Here is a 16,990-nt window from a genome sequence, read left to right as displayed (position 1 = left end):
CAATGAATAACATTATAAAAGCTAAAGAAATTCCGATTCTTATTTTCTCCGTATCGATTTTTGTGATTTTTTCAACTCTATCGTCTAACTTTTCTACCTTTGAAAATATATCATTAATTTTAACGCAAATTACTACGATCGGATTAATAGCAATCGGTATGTTAATGGTCATTTTATTTGGTGGAATTGATCTCTCTGTTGGTTCTGTATTAGCGGTTGTCGCTACAATTGTAGGAATGTTAGTTAACGCAGGTGTAAATCCAGTCTTAGCTGCTTTAATAGGCATTATTGTTGGTGCAATATGCGGGGCGATTAACGGTTTCTTCATTACTAGATTTAATATACCAGACATTATTACAACTCTAGCAACAATGTTTATCTTTCGAGGTTTAGCAGTTGCCATTAGTAATGGTCAATGGGTAACAAACTTTCCAGAAGCATTTAACTACTTTGGACAAGGTTCTATTCTAGGGGTCCCAGTTTCAGTTGTACTACTAATTATAGCGGCAATCATTTTTTGGTATATTCTTAGCCAGACATCATTTGGACGAAGAATTTACGCAATTGGTGGGAATCCAGAAGCGGCTAAATTAGCTGGAATGAAAATAAAAACAACAAAGTTATACGTCTATATTTTTAGTGGAATGCTTACATCGGTAGCCGCAGTTATATTCGCTTCGAATATTGGAAATGTACAAGCCTCTACCGCAGGAAAGGGCATCGAATTTACTGTGATTGCAGCAGTATTAATCGGTGGCGCTAGTATCTTTGGAGGTGTAGGTACACTTCCAGGAACGATAATTGGTGTTTTATTAATGGGGATTATTAAAAATGGTCTTGTCTTAAGTCAAGCCTCGGTATATTGGATTGATGCTGCGACTGGTTTTATTCTTATACTTGCAATAATTATGAATACCATTCAGAGAAGCAGAAGTGTCTCAAGTAAGGGGGGAGAATTAATATGAATTTAATAGAGCAAATAAAACAAAAAAGAACGTTTGTCCTCCCGTTTAGAATAAATAATAATGTGATTTTAACAATTTTATTACTTGGTTTTTTCATATTTTTTAGTTCACAATCAGCCTTTTTTCTCTCTAAATCTAATATCTCCAATATATTAATACAGGTAACAACAATTGGATTTATAGCAATACCGATGACGTTTATTATTATTTCAGGTGCAATGGATTTATCAGTAGGGTCTATATTAGGGATTTCGGCTGTCACCCTAGGTTTTTCTTTTCAAAGCGGACTGAATATTTGGATTTGTGTAATATTGGCAATTCTGGCAGGAGCATTGGCTGGATCTTTAAATGGACTTTTGATAGCGAAATTTAAAATGCAGGCGATTGTTGTAACTATTGGAACGCTTGTTACCTTACGTGGGTTAGTTTATATCATCACGGAGGGAAAACCAATTAGTGGATATCCAGAATCGTTTTATTTTCTAGGACAAGGTACGGTATTTGGACTCCCTTTTAACGTAATTGTCATGGTATTACTATTTACAATCGCTTATTTAATCATAAAAAAAACAAGAGTTGGGAGATATGTTTATGCGCTCGGTAATAATGAAGAGACAGTTCGATATTCGGGTATTAACGTTGTAAGATTAAGATTTATGACCTTTTTAATGAGTGGTGTCTTTGCAGCTATATCCGGAGTTTTCTATGTATCAAGATATGCAAGTGCACAGGCTGATGCTGGAGATGGAATTGAACTCGATGTAATTACCGCTGTCTTAATTGGAGGGACCCATATATTTGGTGGGAGAGGTAGTTTATTAGGTACCTTCTTAGGTATCTTGCTAATTGGAACACTGAGAAATGGTTTAAACCTTATGGGTGTATCTGTATTGTTCCAAACAATGATTTTGGGTGTATTAATTTTAATAGCTGTAGGTAGACAAAATAAGTAAAAAGAGAGGATGATTTAAGTGAAGTATATAAGCAAAATTCTATCAGTCGTTTTAATTGTTATTTTAATAGCTGGATGTTCAACGCAAGGACAAACGGAAGGTGATACTAAAAAAGAGAGTAATTCTTCAAGTTCTGATAAAAGTTTCTTCATAAATCCTAAATCAATAGGACCAGCTTATTATTCCGCTGCTGAGAAAGGGGCAAAGCAAGCTGGCAAGGATTTAGAAGTAGATGTAATTTTTAACGCGCCATCTACTACAGATTCATCACAACAAATTAATATGATCCAAGATATGTTGACAAGACAAGTGAAAGGTATTGGAATAGCACCTAATGATCCAACAGCGGTGGCTTCTATTTTTGATACTGCCAAAAGTAAAAATGTAAATGTGGTCACTTGGGATAGTGACGCTCCGACAACTAGTCGGGACTATTATATTGGGCCTGCAACTGATGGGGAGTTAGGTGAGCAATTTATAAAAATGACAGCAGAAAAAATTGGTGGAAAAGGTAAGCTTGCTTTTATGGTAGCTAGTTTGGCTGCACAGAACCAAACTGATAAAGTGGAAGCAGCTAAGGAGTTACTAAAAGCAGAATACCCTGATATTGAAGTTGTAGCAACTGTCTCCAGTAATGATGACCAACAAAAGGCATTTGAAAATGCTCAAAATTTAATTAGTACGTATCCAGATTTAAATGGAATTGTTGGTTTTGCCGGAGCAGAAGCCCCAGCTGCGGCTCAAGCGGTGGAAAGAGCGGTAGAAGAAGGTAAGATTAAAAAAGGACAAATAACAATTACTGGTTTTGCTGTGCCTAGTCTGGTTGAGAAATACGTAAAAAGTGGGACTATCGAACAACTTGTAACATGGGATCCTACTAAACTAGGATATGCAACTGTATATGTTCTTAATGCGCTCTCTAATGGAGAGGAAATCAAGGATGGGATGGATATTCCGACTGTTGGAAAAGTGAAGGTTCAGGATAAATTTATACTAATTGGGACTGAAATAATTACGAAAGACAATGTAGAAGATTTTGACTTCTAATATAAAGGATGAGAAAAGTGACAATAAAAATTGAGGCTTTAACTGTTGCAAACTTTGAACCGTTTGGAAAAATTGTAGAAGTACCCGCAAGTTCACCCACGAAAGTTGGCGATGGATGGGAGTGTTGGAATTATATACAGATGATGGAAGTGGACACTGAAGTTGGGATGGGGTTGGTTAATACTAAACGACGACCATTTATTATTGAATCCATGGAAAGACATGATAGCAGAGAAGAACTATTAATTGCCCTCCAAGGGGATATTATTCAACCATTAGCATTATCCAAAGATCTAGAAAACCCAGATGAAAAGCCCGATCCTAGCCTTGTAAAATGCCTTCATTTAAAACAAGGCCAAGGAATTATTATAAAAAAAGGGGTGTGGCATAGTCCAGCTTATCCGGCAACTGAAGATACACTTTATTTCTTTGCTATTGAAAGAAAGCCGGATAAATTTGGAGATGAAATCATGAATCCTTGGGTTGAATTTGAAAATAATGCAAAAGTAGCATTTGAATTTTGAGAATTAATTATTGATATTTCGTTAGAAGTAAAGCCATTTTCATTCAACCAGTGGTAATAATACCACTGGTTGAATAATCCTCTCAATTAATAGATGTAGTTTTAAATGTAAATAAAAGATTAGAAAAGTTATTACAGACTATTACCTTCGTTTTATTTATTAACATATCCCTCTGGAACATTACTTTTCTCGTACCTGTTCCTTAACCATTATCATCTGATTCATGAGGCAATACCTGAATGTTAAATGCAAGTTTACAAAAGTCTGGATAACTTGAACGGTGGTGCCCCGCTTCTATTTTGGCAATCTTTACTTCACACTAAAGCTGGAAAGGAGCATCCTCCTGCTGGACAATCCAGTATCTTTTTTCCTATAAATCTTTTTCTGAGAGGTTAAACATATTAATATATATCATAAGTACTACCTAAAAATACTATACGATTAATATCTAACCTTGTACTCATCTACTTTGCTCTTCTATTATTTATTGTTTAATTGTTTTATAACATTATCAATTATTTTAAATCCAACATCGTTATTCGTTGTCAGAATGGATTCTGGATGAAATTGAACAGCCGAAATAGGAAGCTCCTTGTGCTGAATTGCCATGACGACATCATCATCAGATAATGCTATTATTTCAATATCTTTTGGTACCTTTTCTGCATACAAAGAATGATACCGACTGACTTTAAACTTTTCGGAAAGGCCACTCCATAAATAACTGTCCTGAGTTTGTCTGACAATGGAAGGTTTACCGTGTTGGGGGTATTCTAATATATTAAGAGATCCACCAAAATACTCCACAATCCCCTGAAGCCCTAAACATACACCAAATATCGGCAAATCCTTTTCTAAACATATATTAATCGTATCTGCTAAATGAAACTGTGCTGGTTTTCCAGGACCAGGGGATAGTACGACTAAATCGTAAGAAGGATTCCTTTTTATTTCTTCTCGTGCTAATTGTGATCGTAAAGTTAACACTTCAGCTCCAGTTTGTTTCATGTAATTTGCTAGTGTATGAACAAACGAATCTTCATGGTCAACAAGCAAAACTCTCTTTCCTTTACCTGATTGATAAATCTTATTAGGTATATTGTTATCAATCTTTTGAGTTTCTCGAATTGCCTGAACAAGCCCTGCTGCCTTAGTTAGCGTTTCTTGTTCTTCATCCTCAGGGACGGAATCATATAAAAGGGTTGCACCAACTCTGATTTCAGCTACGCCATATTTAATTTTCATTGTTCTTAATGTTAACCCCGTATTCATATTCCCATTGAAATTAAACCATCCTACAGCACCGCCATACCAGCCTCTTGGAGAACGTTCATGATCTTCTATCCAGCGAATAGCAGCTCGTTTCGGAGCTCCAGTTATAGTTACTGCCCACATATGTGTAAGAAAAGCATCTAAAGCGTCGAACTCAGGACGCAGTTTACCTTCAACATGATCGACTGTATGAATTAAATGCGAATACATTTCAATTTGTCTTCTTCCAATGACATTTACAGAACCAGGTTCACATACCCTGGATTTGTCATTACGGTCAACGTCTGTACACATCGTCAACTCTGCTTCATCTTTAGAAGAGTTCAATAATTCTAGAATTCGATCTGCATCTTCTGTTGCATTTTTCCCACGTTTAATTGTTCCTGAAATAGGACATGTTTCAACCCTATTATTCTCTACTCGTACATACATCTCAGGTGATGATCCAACCAAAAATTCGTTTCCTAGATTTATTATGAATCCATAAGGACTAGGATTTATACTCTGCAAACGTTTGAACACCTCTGAAGGAGCACTTTCACATTTCTCATAAAATGTATGTGATGGTACGACCTCAAATAGATCTCCCTTTTTAAAGGATTTTTTTGCCTCTCGAACCATTTCAGTGTAATACCCAGGTTGATAACCTTTCGATTTACTATTTGAACAATAGATATATTCTGACAGTCTCCCATCCCTTGGAATTCCTGTTGTATTTTTTCCTTCAAAGGTAAATTCGTATGATAATTGGTAGGAAATATTTAATTGATGATCTACAACGATCAATTCGTCGGGTATATACAGTACAATGTCCGAATCACCAACGTCACGATCATGTTTAAATTCCATCGGTTCAAATTGGAAAACTAAGTCATATCCAAATGCACCATAAAGACCAAGAAATGAATCTTCATTGGATCCGAAAAGACATTTAATTGCTCTTATAACTGTAAAAATAGATGGTTGATGACTTCGCTTTTCTTCATCATAAACATCTTTTCCGTCCTGAATAGTTCCGGTTAAAGATGTCTGGTTAATAACCAGTGAGCTTATCTCGGATACCATTTTTAACTTTTTAGAGATTGGCGTTAGTAATATTTCTCCCCTTTGATTTTGAGCATCTATACTAAACTCTTTTCCATTTGCACGAATTTCTATTAGGGGGTTATAAAAGCCAACATCCCAACGCGAATATCGCCCTGGATAATCGTAACGACTAGAAAATAAAGCTCCTTTTCTACTATCGACCTCTTTAAGGATCGTATCAGTTGCTGTCTCTACATCAAGAAGGCACTTTCTTCGTGTTATTCCAATTCCTTCATTGGTAAAATAATGAATTTCATCTTGAACAGGGATTTGGCTCGATAAGATACTCAAATTAATTTCCTCCTTAATTAATAAAGGAGATGAGGAAAAAAAGTTAGAGTGTATTAAATTGGGGAATCTCAAACTCAGCTCAACTAAACTCTTCTCAATCTAGGAATACCTAGCCTCAACTCTTCTAATCTTCTGACAATTTATATTGTATCCTAAATGAAGTTAGGTGGTCAACATGAAGGTGATTTTACCTAATTCCTAATTTAAAAGGTGGTATGTCAACACTAAATCAAGCAGTTTTTTTAAAAGATAGGTTTCTATATTCTATTGGACTTAAATAATCGATTGAACTATGCATCCGGATATTGTTGTACCAATGAACATAATCGAAAAGTTCAAGAGCCAGTTGTTCAAGGGTGTGAAAGTGCCTTCGAATAAATGACAACACTGGATTGTTGGGTTTTTCCGCCTGAATAAGAATTTACTAATTCACACCACCCAATAAAACTTTTCCAACACAATTAATATCTGTTTCAGGTATTGGAAAATCTCTTTTATTCATTAATATGTCATCTTTCTCCACCTCTATTTAATTCCTACCATACATCTATTATGTTTGTTAATCTCTTTAGGTTTTAGATTAATTTCTTTTTTTTAGGTGTTTTCATAAATTTTATTTACCGAACAATAATAATAAAATGCGATGTAATGTACGTGTTTTGAATTGACTACGCTTTATTTTGTTGATAAAATGAATGAGTTAACGTATTAAAAGCATATATTAGATAAATCAGTGGAGGTGTGGTATGTCCTCAGTAGTAATAGTTGGAACACAGTGGGGCGATGAAGGAAAAGGGAAAATCACGGACTTTTTATCGCAAAATGCCGAAGTTGTTGCTCGCTATCAAGGCGGGAATAACGCTGGACATACAATCAAATTTGATAACGAAACATTTAAATTACATTTAATTCCATCTGGTATTTTTTTCAAAGGAAGGATTTGTGTATTGGGAAACGGAATGGTCATTGATCCAAAAGCGTTTGTGAATGAAGTGGCTTATCTACATGAGCGCAATATATCAACGGATAATCTTCGTATTAGTAATCGTGCACATGTGATTTTACCTTATCATATTCAGCTAGACATCCTACAAGAAGAAGCAAAAGGTGAACAAAAAATCGGTACAACGATAAAAGGTATTGGCCCCGCCTATATGGATAAAGCGGCCCGTATGGGTATTCGTATTGCAGATTTATTAGACAAAGAAGTATTCTGTGAAAAAGTTAAGCAGAATTTAAAAGAGAAGAATCGGTTATTTGAAAAAGTATATGAAGTAGAACAAATGAAAGTGAAAGATATTTTCGATGAGTATTATGAGTATGGCCAAAAGATGGCGGCCTATGTTTGTGATACATCGGTTGTTTTAAATGATGCATTGGATGAAGGTCGTCGTGTATTATTTGAAGGAGCACAAGGAGTTATGCTTGATATCGACCAAGGTACGTACCCGTTTGTAACGTCATCAAATCCAATAGCTGGTGGAGTAACCATTGGTTCAGGTGTCGGTCCTTCAAAGATTAATCATGTAGTTGGTGTATCTAAAGCTTATACAACCCGTGTTGGTGATGGCCCATTTCCTACTGAGTTACATGATGAAATTGGGAATCGAATTCGTGAAGTTGGTCGTGAATATGGAACAACAACAGGTAGGGCGCGCCGTATCGGCTGGTTTGATAGTGTTGTAGTAAGACATGCCCGTCGTGTGAGCGGAATTACGGATCTTTCACTCAATTCTATAGATGTTTTGACAGGTATTGAAACACTGAAAATTTGTGTAGCGTATCGCTACAAAGGGGAAATCATGAAAGAATTCCCAGCTAGTCTTAAAGTGCTAGCAGAATGTGAACCAGTTTATGAAGAGATACCTGGTTGGGCAGAAGATATTACTGGTGTGAGAAGTTTAGATGAATTACCTGCAAATGCTCGTCATTATTTAGAGCGTATTTCTCAATTAACGGAAATCCAATTATCTATCTTCTCCGTCGGCCCAGATCGTACACAAACAAATGTGGTAAGAAGTGTTTATAATTCATAAGAAAAATAAGAAGTTAATTTAAGCAATTTTATGTCCATTAAATTTAAATTTTTGTCAGTTTAAGCATGAAGTGTAATGGCATATAAAAGTAAAGACTATCCCTAAAAGAAGAACTATATCAAAATATGGTGTTTCGGATGCATGTATATATAAACATTATTTACTTTTGATTATTTTTCGACTTATTTAATCATCAAAGCCTAAAAGGATGTCAACAATGTTCGGAAACTCGTGTTACTACAACAAATTGTTCAGGAAGTCTATTCATCTTTCCTCATATGAGCAAGAGGAATAGACCTTTTTCATTATTCAATATAGATTTACATAAAGAAAGAAGGATTTTATGGGCAGTGCCGTTGTCATAATGGGGGAGGATATCAGATTACAAGATTAAGCAATATACATGTAATGCTCTTCAGGATTATAGTGATTCAAAGGACCAAGTGTTAACGGAAATTGAAATATTAGAGGAGGCAAAACATTGATTGAACGCTACACTAGAGAGGAAATGGGAAAGATTTGGACAGAAGAAAATAAGTTCAAAGCATGGTTAGAAGTTGAAATCTTAGCATGTGAAGCATGGAGTGAACTTGGAGTCATTCCCAAAGAAGATATCAAAGAACTTCGTAGAAATGCATCCTTTGATATCGATCGAATATATGAAATTGAACAAGAAACCCGTCATGATGTTGTTGCTTTTACTCGTGCAGTATCAGAAACGTTAGGGGAGGAAAGGAAATGGATTCACTATGGGTTAACTTCTACAGATGTGGTCGACACGGCCCTTTCTTACCTTATCAAACAAGCAAATGAAATTATTCGTAAAGACTTACACAACTTCATCGAAATTTTGAAAAATAAAGCTATCGAACATAAACATACAGTTATGATGGGGCGGACACATGGTGTGCACGCGGAACCAACCACATTTGGCCTCAAACTTGCACTTTGGTATGAAGAAATGAAACGTAATTTAGAGCGTTTTGAATTGGCAGCTAAAAATATGGCATTTGGTAAATTATCTGGAGCCGTTGGTACCTATGCAAACATTGATCCATTTGTGGAAAAATATGTTTGTGATAAGCTCGGGATTTCACCTGCACCTGTCTCAACACAAACCTTACAGCGTGACCGTCATGCTGCATATATATCGACACTTGCATTAATAGCAACATCTATTGAAAAGTTTGCAACTGAAATTCGTGGGTTGCAAAAGACAGAAACTTGGGAAGTGGAAGAACGTTTTGCTAAAGGACAAAAAGGATCTTCCGCAATGCCTCATAAACGTAATCCAATTGTTTCAGAGAATATGACAGGCATGGCGCGTGTCCTGCGTGGATACATGGTGACTTCTTATGAAAATGTTAGCTTATGGCATGAACGTGACATTTCCCATTCATCAGCGGAACGTGTGATTTTACCAGACGCTACGATTGCACTCAACTATATGCTGAATCGCTTCGGTAATATTGTGAAGAACTTGACTGTGTTCCCAGAAAACATGAAGCGCAACATTGATAAAACGCATGGGGTTATTTTCTCCCAACGTGTATTGCTTAAATTTATTGATAAAGGAATGGCAAGGGAAACGGCATATGACATTGTTCAGCCAAAAGCGATGGAGGCATGGGAAACAGAAACCCACTTCAAACAACTTTTGGAACAAGATGAACAAATTAGTCAGACTCTTACCCAGGAAGAGATTGATGATTGCTTTGACTATACATGGCATTTGAAAAATGTTGATGTTATTTTTGAAAGAATCGGACTAACGGAAGGAGAATAACATGAAAGCTGAACTCCTATATGAAGGGAAAGCAAAGAAAGTTTTTAAAGCAGCTGAACAACCAGGGAAACTAGTTTTATCCTATAAAAATGATGCAACTGCATTTAATGGGGAAAAGAAAGCTACATTCATTGGAAAAGGTCGTTTAAATAATGAAATCTCATCACGGATTTTTGAATACCTTCGCCAAAAAGGAATGGACTCTCATTTTATTAAGCAATTAAATGAGACCGAACAGCTTGTTAAAAAATCGGAAATGATCCCAATAGAAGTTATCGTTCGTAATATAGCGGCAGGAAGCATTACCAAACGATTGGGGAAAAAAGATAGGACACCATTTTATCCACCACTCGTGGAATTATATTACAAAAATGATGACCTGGGTGATCCATTGATAAATGATGACCATGCCCTATTGTTAACGAAGATTAATCCAAGAGAATTACAGGAAATGAAATCCAAAGCACTTCAAATTAATAACTTGTTAATGGAATTATTTTCAGAAGTAAATGTGATATTAGTAGATTTTAAATTGGAATTTGGAAAAATAAAAGATCACATTGTCCTTTCTGATGAAATATCACCAGACACATGTCGCCTGTGGGATAAAGAAACAGAAGATAAATTGGATAAAGATGTTTTTCGTCAAGGTATAGGGGATTTAATTGAGGTATATGAGGAAATTTTACAACGACTGGAGGCAAAAGTATGAAGAAGGTTACCGTTTATATCACATTAAAAGCAGGTGTATTAGATCCACAAGGGAAAACGATTGGGGAGTCACTGAATTCATTAGGTTTTGAAATGGTAAAGGAAACTCGAGTTGGAAAGGTCATTGAATTACATGTGGAGGATAGTCCTGACTTGGAAGCGCGTGTAACGGAAATGTGTAATAAACTGCTTGCGAATCCAGTAATGGAAGAGTATCGTTTTGAGGTGGAGGAGGCTGTTCGCTCGTGAAATTTGCTGTAATTGTTTTTCCGGGTTCAAACTGTGACAGAGATATGTACCATGCAGTCAATGAAATACTTGGTGAGGAAGTGGATTTAGTCTGGTATCAGAATAGTAATTTAGAAAACTATGATGCAATTATACTCCCAGGTGGATTCTCCTATGGGGATTACTTACGATCTGGTGCTGTTGCTGCAACATCGGACGTGATGAAACAGGTTCAGGAGCATGCAAGACAAGGAAAAGCCGTTTTAGGCGTTTGTAACGGATTCCAAGTGTTAACAGAATCCGGACTACTTCCAGGTGCCTTAATGCGGAATAAAAATCTATCATTTATGTGCCATCAGGAAAGCTTAGTTGTAGAAAATAATGAAACAATATTTACAATGGGCTATGCAAAAGAGGAAGTCGTTTGTTTTCCAATCGCCCATGGGGAAGGAAACTATTTCTGTGATGCGGAAACATTAGCAAATTTACGAGCAAACAATCAAATTGTTTTCACATATAAAAATAATCCAAATGGCTCTGTAGCAGATATTGCAGGAATTATCAATAAACAGGGAAATGTTCTCGGAATGATGCCACATCCAGAACGTGCAGTGGAGGTACTTTTAGGTAGTGATGATGGTGTAAAATTATTCGAGTCCATCATCAAGAATTGGAGGAAAACCTATGTTGCAAACGCGTGAATGGAGCCCAGAGCAAATCGAGGAAAAGAAAGTCTATCAAGAGATGGGTTTAGGTGACGGAGAATATGATCTGATTAAAAAAATCTTGAAACGTCTTCCGAATTTTACTGAAACGGGAATTTTCTCTGTTATGTGGTCGGAACATTGTAGTTATAAGACGTCTAAAGTCTTGTTAAAAAAGTTCCCAACTAAATCACCAAATGTTCTTCAAGGTCCCGGGGAAGGCGCAGGGATTATTGACATTGGCGACAATCAAGCAGTTGTTTTTAAAGTGGAAAGTCATAACCACCCTTCTGCAGTAGAACCGTATCAAGGAGCTGCAACAGGTGTTGGTGGAATAATACGCGATATTTTTTCCATGGGGGCACGACCTGTAGCTTCAATGAATTCGCTTCGTTTCGGAAATTTAAAAAACGAACGTACGAAATATCTTTTTACCGAAGTAGTAAATGGGATTGCGGGCTATGGGAACTGTGTCGGTGTTCCAACAGTTGGTGGTGAGGTTCAATTTGATGATAGTTATGAAGAGAACCCACTCGTTAATGCGATGTGTATCGGATTAATTCATCATGATGACATCCAAAAAGGTCTTGCGAAAGGGATAGGAAATACCATTCTTTATGCCGGCCCACCAACAGGGCGTGACGGGATTCACGGAGCAACATTCGCATCCGATGATTTAGGAGATGATGCATTCAAAGACCGTCCATCTGTTCAAGTTGGGGATCCATTCATGGAAAAACTCATGATTGAAGCATGTTTAGAAGTCATCCATTCAGATGCACTAGTTGGAATGCAGGATATGGGTGCAGCGGGATTAACTTCATCCGCATCTGAAATGGCGAGTAAGGCAGGTACAGGATTGGAAATGAACCTCGATCTTGTCCCGCAACGGGAATTAGATATGACCGCATATGAAATGATGCTTTCTGAGTCACAAGAGCGGATGCTGTTATGTGTAAAACAAGGGCGTGAACAAGAAATTATCGAAGTATTTGAAAAATATGCATTACATGCTGTTCCTGTTGGTAAAGTAATTGAAGAAAAAGTATTTCGGATTAAACATCGTGGTGAAGTGGTGGCTGATATCCCAGTTGATCCTCTCGCAGATGATGCACCAGTTTATCATATGCCATCAGTGGAAGCAGATTATTTTAAATATTTTCAAAGTATGGAAAATGAGATTCCAGAAATTCAAAATCATGCACAGATGCTAAAGAAATTATTACAACAACCAACGATTGCAAGTAAAGAATGGGTCTATGATCATTATGATTCCATGGTACAGACCAATACCGTAGTTGCTCCTGGTTCGGATGCGGCGGTTATTCGTGTCAAAGGTCATGACAAGGCACTTGCGATAACAACGGATTGTAATTCACGCTACATTTATTTAGACCCGGAAACAGGTGGGAAAATTGCTGTAGCTGAAGCAGCGAGAAATATTGTCTGCTCCGGTGCAAAACCACTCGGACTAACAGATGGCCTAAACTTTGGTAATCCAAAGAATCCAGAAATTTTCTGGCAAATGGAGAAAAGTGTGGAAGGTATGAGTGCGGCATGTCATACACTTCAAACACCTGTCATTAGTGGAAATGTTTCTCTGTATAATCAATCGAAGGGGAAATCGATTTTTCCAACTACAGTTATTGGAATGGTTGGTTTACATGAATCGTTAGAACATATAACACCAAGCTTTTTCCAAAATGCAGGAGACATCGTTTATATTATTGGAGAAGCAGATCCCGAATTTGGCGGAAGCGAATTGCAAAATGTCATTCAAGGCAAATATGAAGGCAAAGCACCTATGATTAATTTAGATATCGAGGCAAAAAGACAAAAGGAATTGCTAGAAGCGATTCAATCTGGTTTGGTAGTATCTGCCCATGATATAGCTGAAGGTGGCTTTGCAGTGGCATTAGCGGAAAGTGTCTTTGGCGACAAGGGATTAGGAGTAAAAATGAACGTTACTGGTGATACGACCGTTGAATTATTTAGTGAAACACAATCTAGATTCATCGTGACTATAAAAGCGGGGAACAAAGAACAGTTTGAAAACGTCGTGGAAGATGCCAAAGCAATTGGTACGGTTACGGATAGTGGGATACTCGAGGTTCTAGTGAATGAAGAGGAAGTTATTTGCGAGAACGTGAAAGAGCTTGAAAGTCTTTGGAAGGGAGCTATTCCATGCTTGCTGAAATCAAAGGCATAAATGAAGAGTGTGGTGTATTTGGAATTTGGGGTCATGATAAAGCGGCTGAATTAACGTACTATGGTCTCCATTCCATGCAACATCGCGGGCAAGAAGGTGCGGGTGTTGCAGTAAGTGATGGTGTGGAATTAAAAGCTCATAAAGGTTTAGGCTTAGTAGATGATGTATTTAAAAATAAAAAAATGGACCAATTGCAAGGACGGATTGCCATCGGTCATGTCCGTTACTCAACACAGGGTGGGAAGGGACTTGAAAATGTACAGCCATTATTGTTCCAGCAACAATCAGGCAGTATGGCATTCGCACATAACGGAAACATAATGAATGCCTATGAATTACGAGGGCAGTTAGAAGGACAGGGCAGCATCCTGCAAACTTCTTCTGATACCGAAGTGTTGGCACATCTAATCAAACGAAATGGGCAAGGTGTCAATGAGAAAACAATTGGTGATGCATTGAATCAATTGGGTGGTGCTTATGCTTATTTAATTTTAACAGAAAATAAAATGTATGCCGCCCTTGATCCAACTGGAATTCGTCCATTATCCATTGGTTTGCTTGAGGATGCCTATGTTATTGCATCGGAAACATGCGCATTTGATCAAATCGGTGCAACCTTTTTACGTGAAGTACTGCCTGGTGAATTAATAACCATCGATGATGATGGGGTGCGATCAATGACTTTTGCACAACGAAGGCAACGAAAATTGTGTGCAATGGAATACGTGTACTTATCTAGACCAGATAGTAACCTTAATTATGTGAATGTTCATGCATCCCGCAAACAAATGGGCAAGGAATTAGCCAAAGAAGCTAAAGTCGATGCGGATATTGTCATAGGGGTTCCTGATTCCAGCATTTCTGCAGCAATTGGTTTTGCGGAGGAAATTGGTCTTCCATATGAGATCGGAATCATTAAGAATCGCTATGTTGGCAGAACGTTTATTCAACCATCCCAGGAACTTCGTGAACAAGGTGTGAAGATGAAACTCTCCCCCGTTCGCGGAATTATTGAAGGAAAAAGCGTGATTATGATTGATGATTCCATTGTACGGGGGACAACAAGCAAGCGAATCGTACAAATGTTAAAAAATGCGGGTGCTAAAGAAGTCCATGTTCGAATTGCATCCCCAGCTATCCAGAATCCTTGCTATTACGGAATTGACATTTCAACAAGAGATGAACTCATTGCTTGCAATCATACAAGTAATGAAATAGCTGAAATAATTGGTGCGGAAAGCATTGCCTATTTATCGGAAGAAGGATTAGAAAGAGCTATTCTAAAGGACCGTTCTATTAATCAAGGATTATGTACGGCATGTATGACAGGGAAATATCCTGTAAAAAAGGACCATGAGAAAGAAATGCCTTATACGAGTTACTAGAAATTAGTGCCTAAAAATTGAGTGTTTCTAAAAAGATCGGTTTCTTTGACACAAAAAACCTATAAAATCTGACGTAACTTGAGATAGAATTTGGTGAGTTTCCACCACTATACGGCACCTTAGAGGTGATCGTTGAGCCTCCTTGTTTGTACCTCAGAGGCCACTGAAAAACCGTAGTATTAAAAAGGAGGATTTTTCAAAAGTCTCTTTTTTGAAAACCTCCTTTTTTTCTTCTATTCCGTACTCTTTTTCGCTTTTTAACTATATTATTCTTTTCATATTTGCCACAAATATGGTGGTAGCTTCTTGGATTTGCATCCCTAATCATACCCGTGTTTGTTTTTTATTTCGCTATTTTTAGCTTCAATCATGTATCAATATTTCGCTAGTAGTTTAAACGCTTCGGTCTCTTGAAAGGCTTCTTGTTCCAGATGCTCTGTCGATTTAATCGTAACCGAGTATGTTTTAGTTTTTGCTCCTTCCTTATAACATTCATCCCGTCATGAAAAAAGATACTCCTCAAATGAATTAGGCTTGAAAAAAAGGTTGTGAGTCACGTCTAAATAAGACAGTACGAAGGAAGGATTGACGCTAGTAAAAACTATGGTAAAATAAAGGTAAAGTATTTTACTTGTTAGTTATGATTTTTGATGGAGGTAATTGAAATGACTAAAATAAAGGATGTAGCAGAAGTAGCTGGGTACTCAATTTCTACTGTTTCCCGTGTGTTAAATAATGATCCAAATCTTACTGTTCCACAGGAAACGCGAGAAAAGATTTACGAGGTTGCCGAGAGATTGAATTATCGGAAGAAAACAGTGAAGCAATTGGTTAAAAACATTGCTTTTTTATACTGGTTAACGGATAAAGAGGAATTAGAAGATGTGTATTTTAAGTCAATGAGATTAGAGATAGAGAAGCTTGCAGAAGCGTTTAATGTTGAATTAACAACATACAAAATTTCTAACGGAATGGATGCCATTCCTGATAATATTGAGGGGTTTCTAGCGGTAGGTACATTTTCAGATAAAGAATTGGCTCACTTGAGAAGTATTACTTCTAACGGAGTTTTTCTGGATTCGACACCTGATCCATATCATTATGATTCAGTTAGACCAGATTTGGTGCAAATAACAAAAAGAGCGATTGATTATCATATGGAAAGAGGGCATCAGAGTATTGGTTTTATAGGCGGGACATATCATAATCCCAACACGGATGAAGAAGATATGGATTTGCGTGAAGAGACTTTTCGTAGTTATATGCATGAGAAGGGTTTACTGGATGATGAATATGTTTTTACCCACAGAGGATTCTCGGTAGATAATGGTTATCGCATTATGGCTAATGCCATTGAAAAGCTAGGCGATCAGCTACCTACTGCCTTCTTTATCGCTTCTGATCCAATTGCTGTTGGTTGCCTTCAAGCATTGAATGAAAAAGGGATTACCATTCCAAATAGAGTAAGTGTTATTAGCATTAACAATATTAGTGTAGCTAAATATGTATCGCCACCGCTCACGACTTTTCATATTGATACGCAGGAAATATGCAGTAATGGTCTAGCGTTATTGCTTGAGCAAGTTCAGGAAAAACGCAAGTATGTCAAAACATTGTATCTAGGTTCAGAACTTATCATTAGAAAGAGTGCAAATGAAAACAACATATTAGAACAAAAAGAAGACAAGAAGTAATTATTTCTTGTCTTTTTCGTAAACTATTTTACCTTATTCAGTAAAATAGTTGTTTACATATTTTCTTATAAGTGGTATATTATTTTTGTAAAGCGCTTT

Annotated in this window: 14 protein-coding genes and 1 pseudogene; 12 read left to right on the top strand and 3 right to left on the bottom strand. The window is 37.0% G+C overall.

Annotated elements, in window-relative coordinates; translation table 11 throughout:
* Positions 1–2 precede the first annotated feature (2 nt).
* From MHB53_RS13275 to MHB53_RS13260, 4 genes are read left to right on the top strand one after another with little or no spacing between them, the layout of a single operon-like run.
* Positions 3–965, top strand: coding sequence for an ABC transporter permease (locus tag MHB53_RS13275; protein WP_340919067.1), 963 nt, complete (start codon positions 3–5; stop codon positions 963–965).
* A complete protein-coding gene (locus tag MHB53_RS13270; RefSeq protein ID WP_340919065.1) occupies positions 962–1,918 on the top strand; it encodes an ABC transporter permease in 957 nt (318 codons plus the stop codon). Before MHB53_RS13275 ends, MHB53_RS13270 begins: the two co-directional genes overlap by 4 nt.
* An 18-nt stretch (positions 1,919–1,936) precedes the next feature.
* The gene (locus tag MHB53_RS13265; protein WP_340919063.1) at positions 1,937–2,965 is read left to right on the top strand and encodes an autoinducer 2 ABC transporter substrate-binding protein; all 1,029 of its coding nucleotides are present in this window, start codon (positions 1,937–1,939) and stop codon (positions 2,963–2,965) included.
* A gap of 8 nt (positions 2,966–2,973) precedes the next feature.
* The gene (locus MHB53_RS13260; RefSeq protein WP_340919061.1) at positions 2,974–3,489 is read left to right on the top strand and encodes an ureidoglycolate lyase; all 516 of its coding nucleotides are present in this window, start codon (positions 2,974–2,976) and stop codon (positions 3,487–3,489) included.
* Between the two features lie 480 nt (positions 3,490–3,969).
* Here the strand turns inward: MHB53_RS13260 and MHB53_RS13255 are convergent, their stop codons facing one another.
* Together MHB53_RS13255 and MHB53_RS13250 are read right to left on the bottom strand one after the other, a co-directional pair.
* The gene (locus MHB53_RS13255) at positions 3,970–6,138 is read right to left on the bottom strand and encodes an anthranilate synthase component I (protein ID WP_340919059.1); all 2,169 of its coding nucleotides are present in this window, start codon (positions 6,136–6,138) and stop codon (positions 3,970–3,972) included.
* Between the two features lie 229 nt (positions 6,139–6,367).
* Positions 6,368–6,553, bottom strand: coding sequence for an IS3 family transposase (locus MHB53_RS13250; protein ID WP_445661520.1), 186 nt, complete (start codon positions 6,551–6,553; stop codon positions 6,368–6,370).
* Positions 6,554–6,884: 331 nt separating this feature from the next.
* On the opposite strand from MHB53_RS13250, the gene MHB53_RS13245 reads away from it, so the two are divergent.
* The 7 genes from MHB53_RS13245 to purF all read left to right on the top strand — a co-directional run bounded on the left by MHB53_RS13245 (position 6,885) and on the right by purF (position 15,197).
* Positions 6,885–8,174, top strand: coding sequence for an adenylosuccinate synthase (locus tag MHB53_RS13245; RefSeq protein WP_340919057.1), 1,290 nt, complete (start codon positions 6,885–6,887; stop codon positions 8,172–8,174).
* 481 nt (positions 8,175–8,655) lie between these two features.
* Positions 8,656–9,960, top strand: coding sequence for an adenylosuccinate lyase (gene purB / locus MHB53_RS13240; protein ID WP_340919055.1), 1,305 nt, complete (start codon positions 8,656–8,658; stop codon positions 9,958–9,960).
* Position 9,961: 1 nt separating this feature from the next.
* Positions 9,962–10,672 (top strand): phosphoribosylaminoimidazolesuccinocarboxamide synthase, encoded by a 711-nt coding sequence (gene purC / locus MHB53_RS13235; RefSeq protein WP_340919053.1) that lies wholly within the window; start codon positions 9,962–9,964, stop codon positions 10,670–10,672.
* Positions 10,669–10,920 carry a phosphoribosylformylglycinamidine synthase subunit PurS gene (purS, locus tag MHB53_RS13230; protein WP_340919051.1) on the top strand — a complete coding sequence of 84 codons (252 nt, stop codon included), beginning with the start codon at positions 10,669–10,671 and terminating at the stop codon, positions 10,918–10,920. The genes purC and purS overlap by 4 nt, the downstream gene beginning before the upstream one ends.
* A complete protein-coding gene (gene purQ / locus MHB53_RS13225; RefSeq protein ID WP_340919049.1) occupies positions 10,917–11,600 on the top strand; it encodes a phosphoribosylformylglycinamidine synthase subunit PurQ in 684 nt (227 codons plus the stop codon). Before purS ends, purQ begins: the two co-directional genes overlap by 4 nt.
* Positions 11,584–13,812: a phosphoribosylformylglycinamidine synthase subunit PurL gene (gene purL, locus MHB53_RS13220; protein WP_340919047.1), complete on the top strand. Its 2,229-nt coding sequence runs from the start codon at positions 11,584–11,586 to the stop codon at positions 13,810–13,812. The genes purQ and purL overlap by 17 nt, the downstream gene beginning before the upstream one ends.
* Positions 13,788–15,197: an amidophosphoribosyltransferase gene (purF, locus tag MHB53_RS13215; RefSeq protein WP_340919046.1), complete on the top strand. Its 1,410-nt coding sequence runs from the start codon at positions 13,788–13,790 to the stop codon at positions 15,195–15,197. The genes purL and purF overlap by 25 nt, the downstream gene beginning before the upstream one ends.
* A 261-nt stretch (positions 15,198–15,458) precedes the next feature.
* On the opposite strand, the pseudogene MHB53_RS13210 reads toward purF, so the two are convergent.
* Positions 15,459–15,697: pseudogene (locus MHB53_RS13210) on the bottom strand (IS5/IS1182 family transposase); the annotation flags it as partial.
* Positions 15,698–15,862: 165 nt separating this feature from the next.
* Here MHB53_RS13210 and MHB53_RS13205 point away from each other — a divergent pair.
* Entirely contained in the window at positions 15,863–16,891 is a 1,029-nt protein-coding gene (locus tag MHB53_RS13205; protein ID WP_340919044.1) for a LacI family DNA-binding transcriptional regulator, read from the top strand.
* Positions 16,892–16,990: the final 99 nt, after the last annotated feature.

It is taken from the genome of Bacillus sp. FSL K6-3431 (genome assembly GCF_038002605.1).
In the GTDB taxonomy this organism is placed as follows: Bacteria; Bacillota; Bacilli; order Bacillales; family Bacillaceae_C; genus Lederbergia.
The sequence above is the reverse complement of the archived record's forward strand: the minus strand, read 5'-3'. Positions and strand labels throughout refer to the sequence as shown.

Bases quoted from the DNA above. Each gene is read 5' to 3' on its own strand.
- MHB53_RS13275 (WP_340919067.1), top strand. From the start codon at position 3: ATGAATAACATTATAAAAGCTAAAGAAATTCCGATTCTTATTTTCTCC.
- MHB53_RS13270 (WP_340919065.1), top strand. From the start codon at position 962: ATGAATTTAATAGAGCAAATAAAACAAAAAAGAACGTTTGTCCTCCCG.
- MHB53_RS13260 (WP_340919061.1), top strand. From the start codon at position 2,974: ATGAGAAAAGTGACAATAAAAATTGAGGCTTTAACTGTTGCAAACTTT.
- MHB53_RS13245 (WP_340919057.1), top strand. From the start codon at position 6,885: ATGTCCTCAGTAGTAATAGTTGGAACACAGTGGGGCGATGAAGGAAAA.
- purC (WP_340919053.1), top strand. From the start codon at position 9,962: ATGAAAGCTGAACTCCTATATGAAGGGAAAGCAAAGAAAGTTTTTAAA.
- purS (WP_340919051.1), top strand. From the start codon at position 10,669: ATGAAGAAGGTTACCGTTTATATCACATTAAAAGCAGGTGTATTAGAT.
- purL (WP_340919047.1), top strand. From the start codon at position 11,584: ATGTTGCAAACGCGTGAATGGAGCCCAGAGCAAATCGAGGAAAAGAAA.
- purF (WP_340919046.1), top strand. From the start codon at position 13,788: ATGCTTGCTGAAATCAAAGGCATAAATGAAGAGTGTGGTGTATTTGGA.
- MHB53_RS13205 (WP_340919044.1), top strand. From the start codon at position 15,863: ATGACTAAAATAAAGGATGTAGCAGAAGTAGCTGGGTACTCAATTTCT.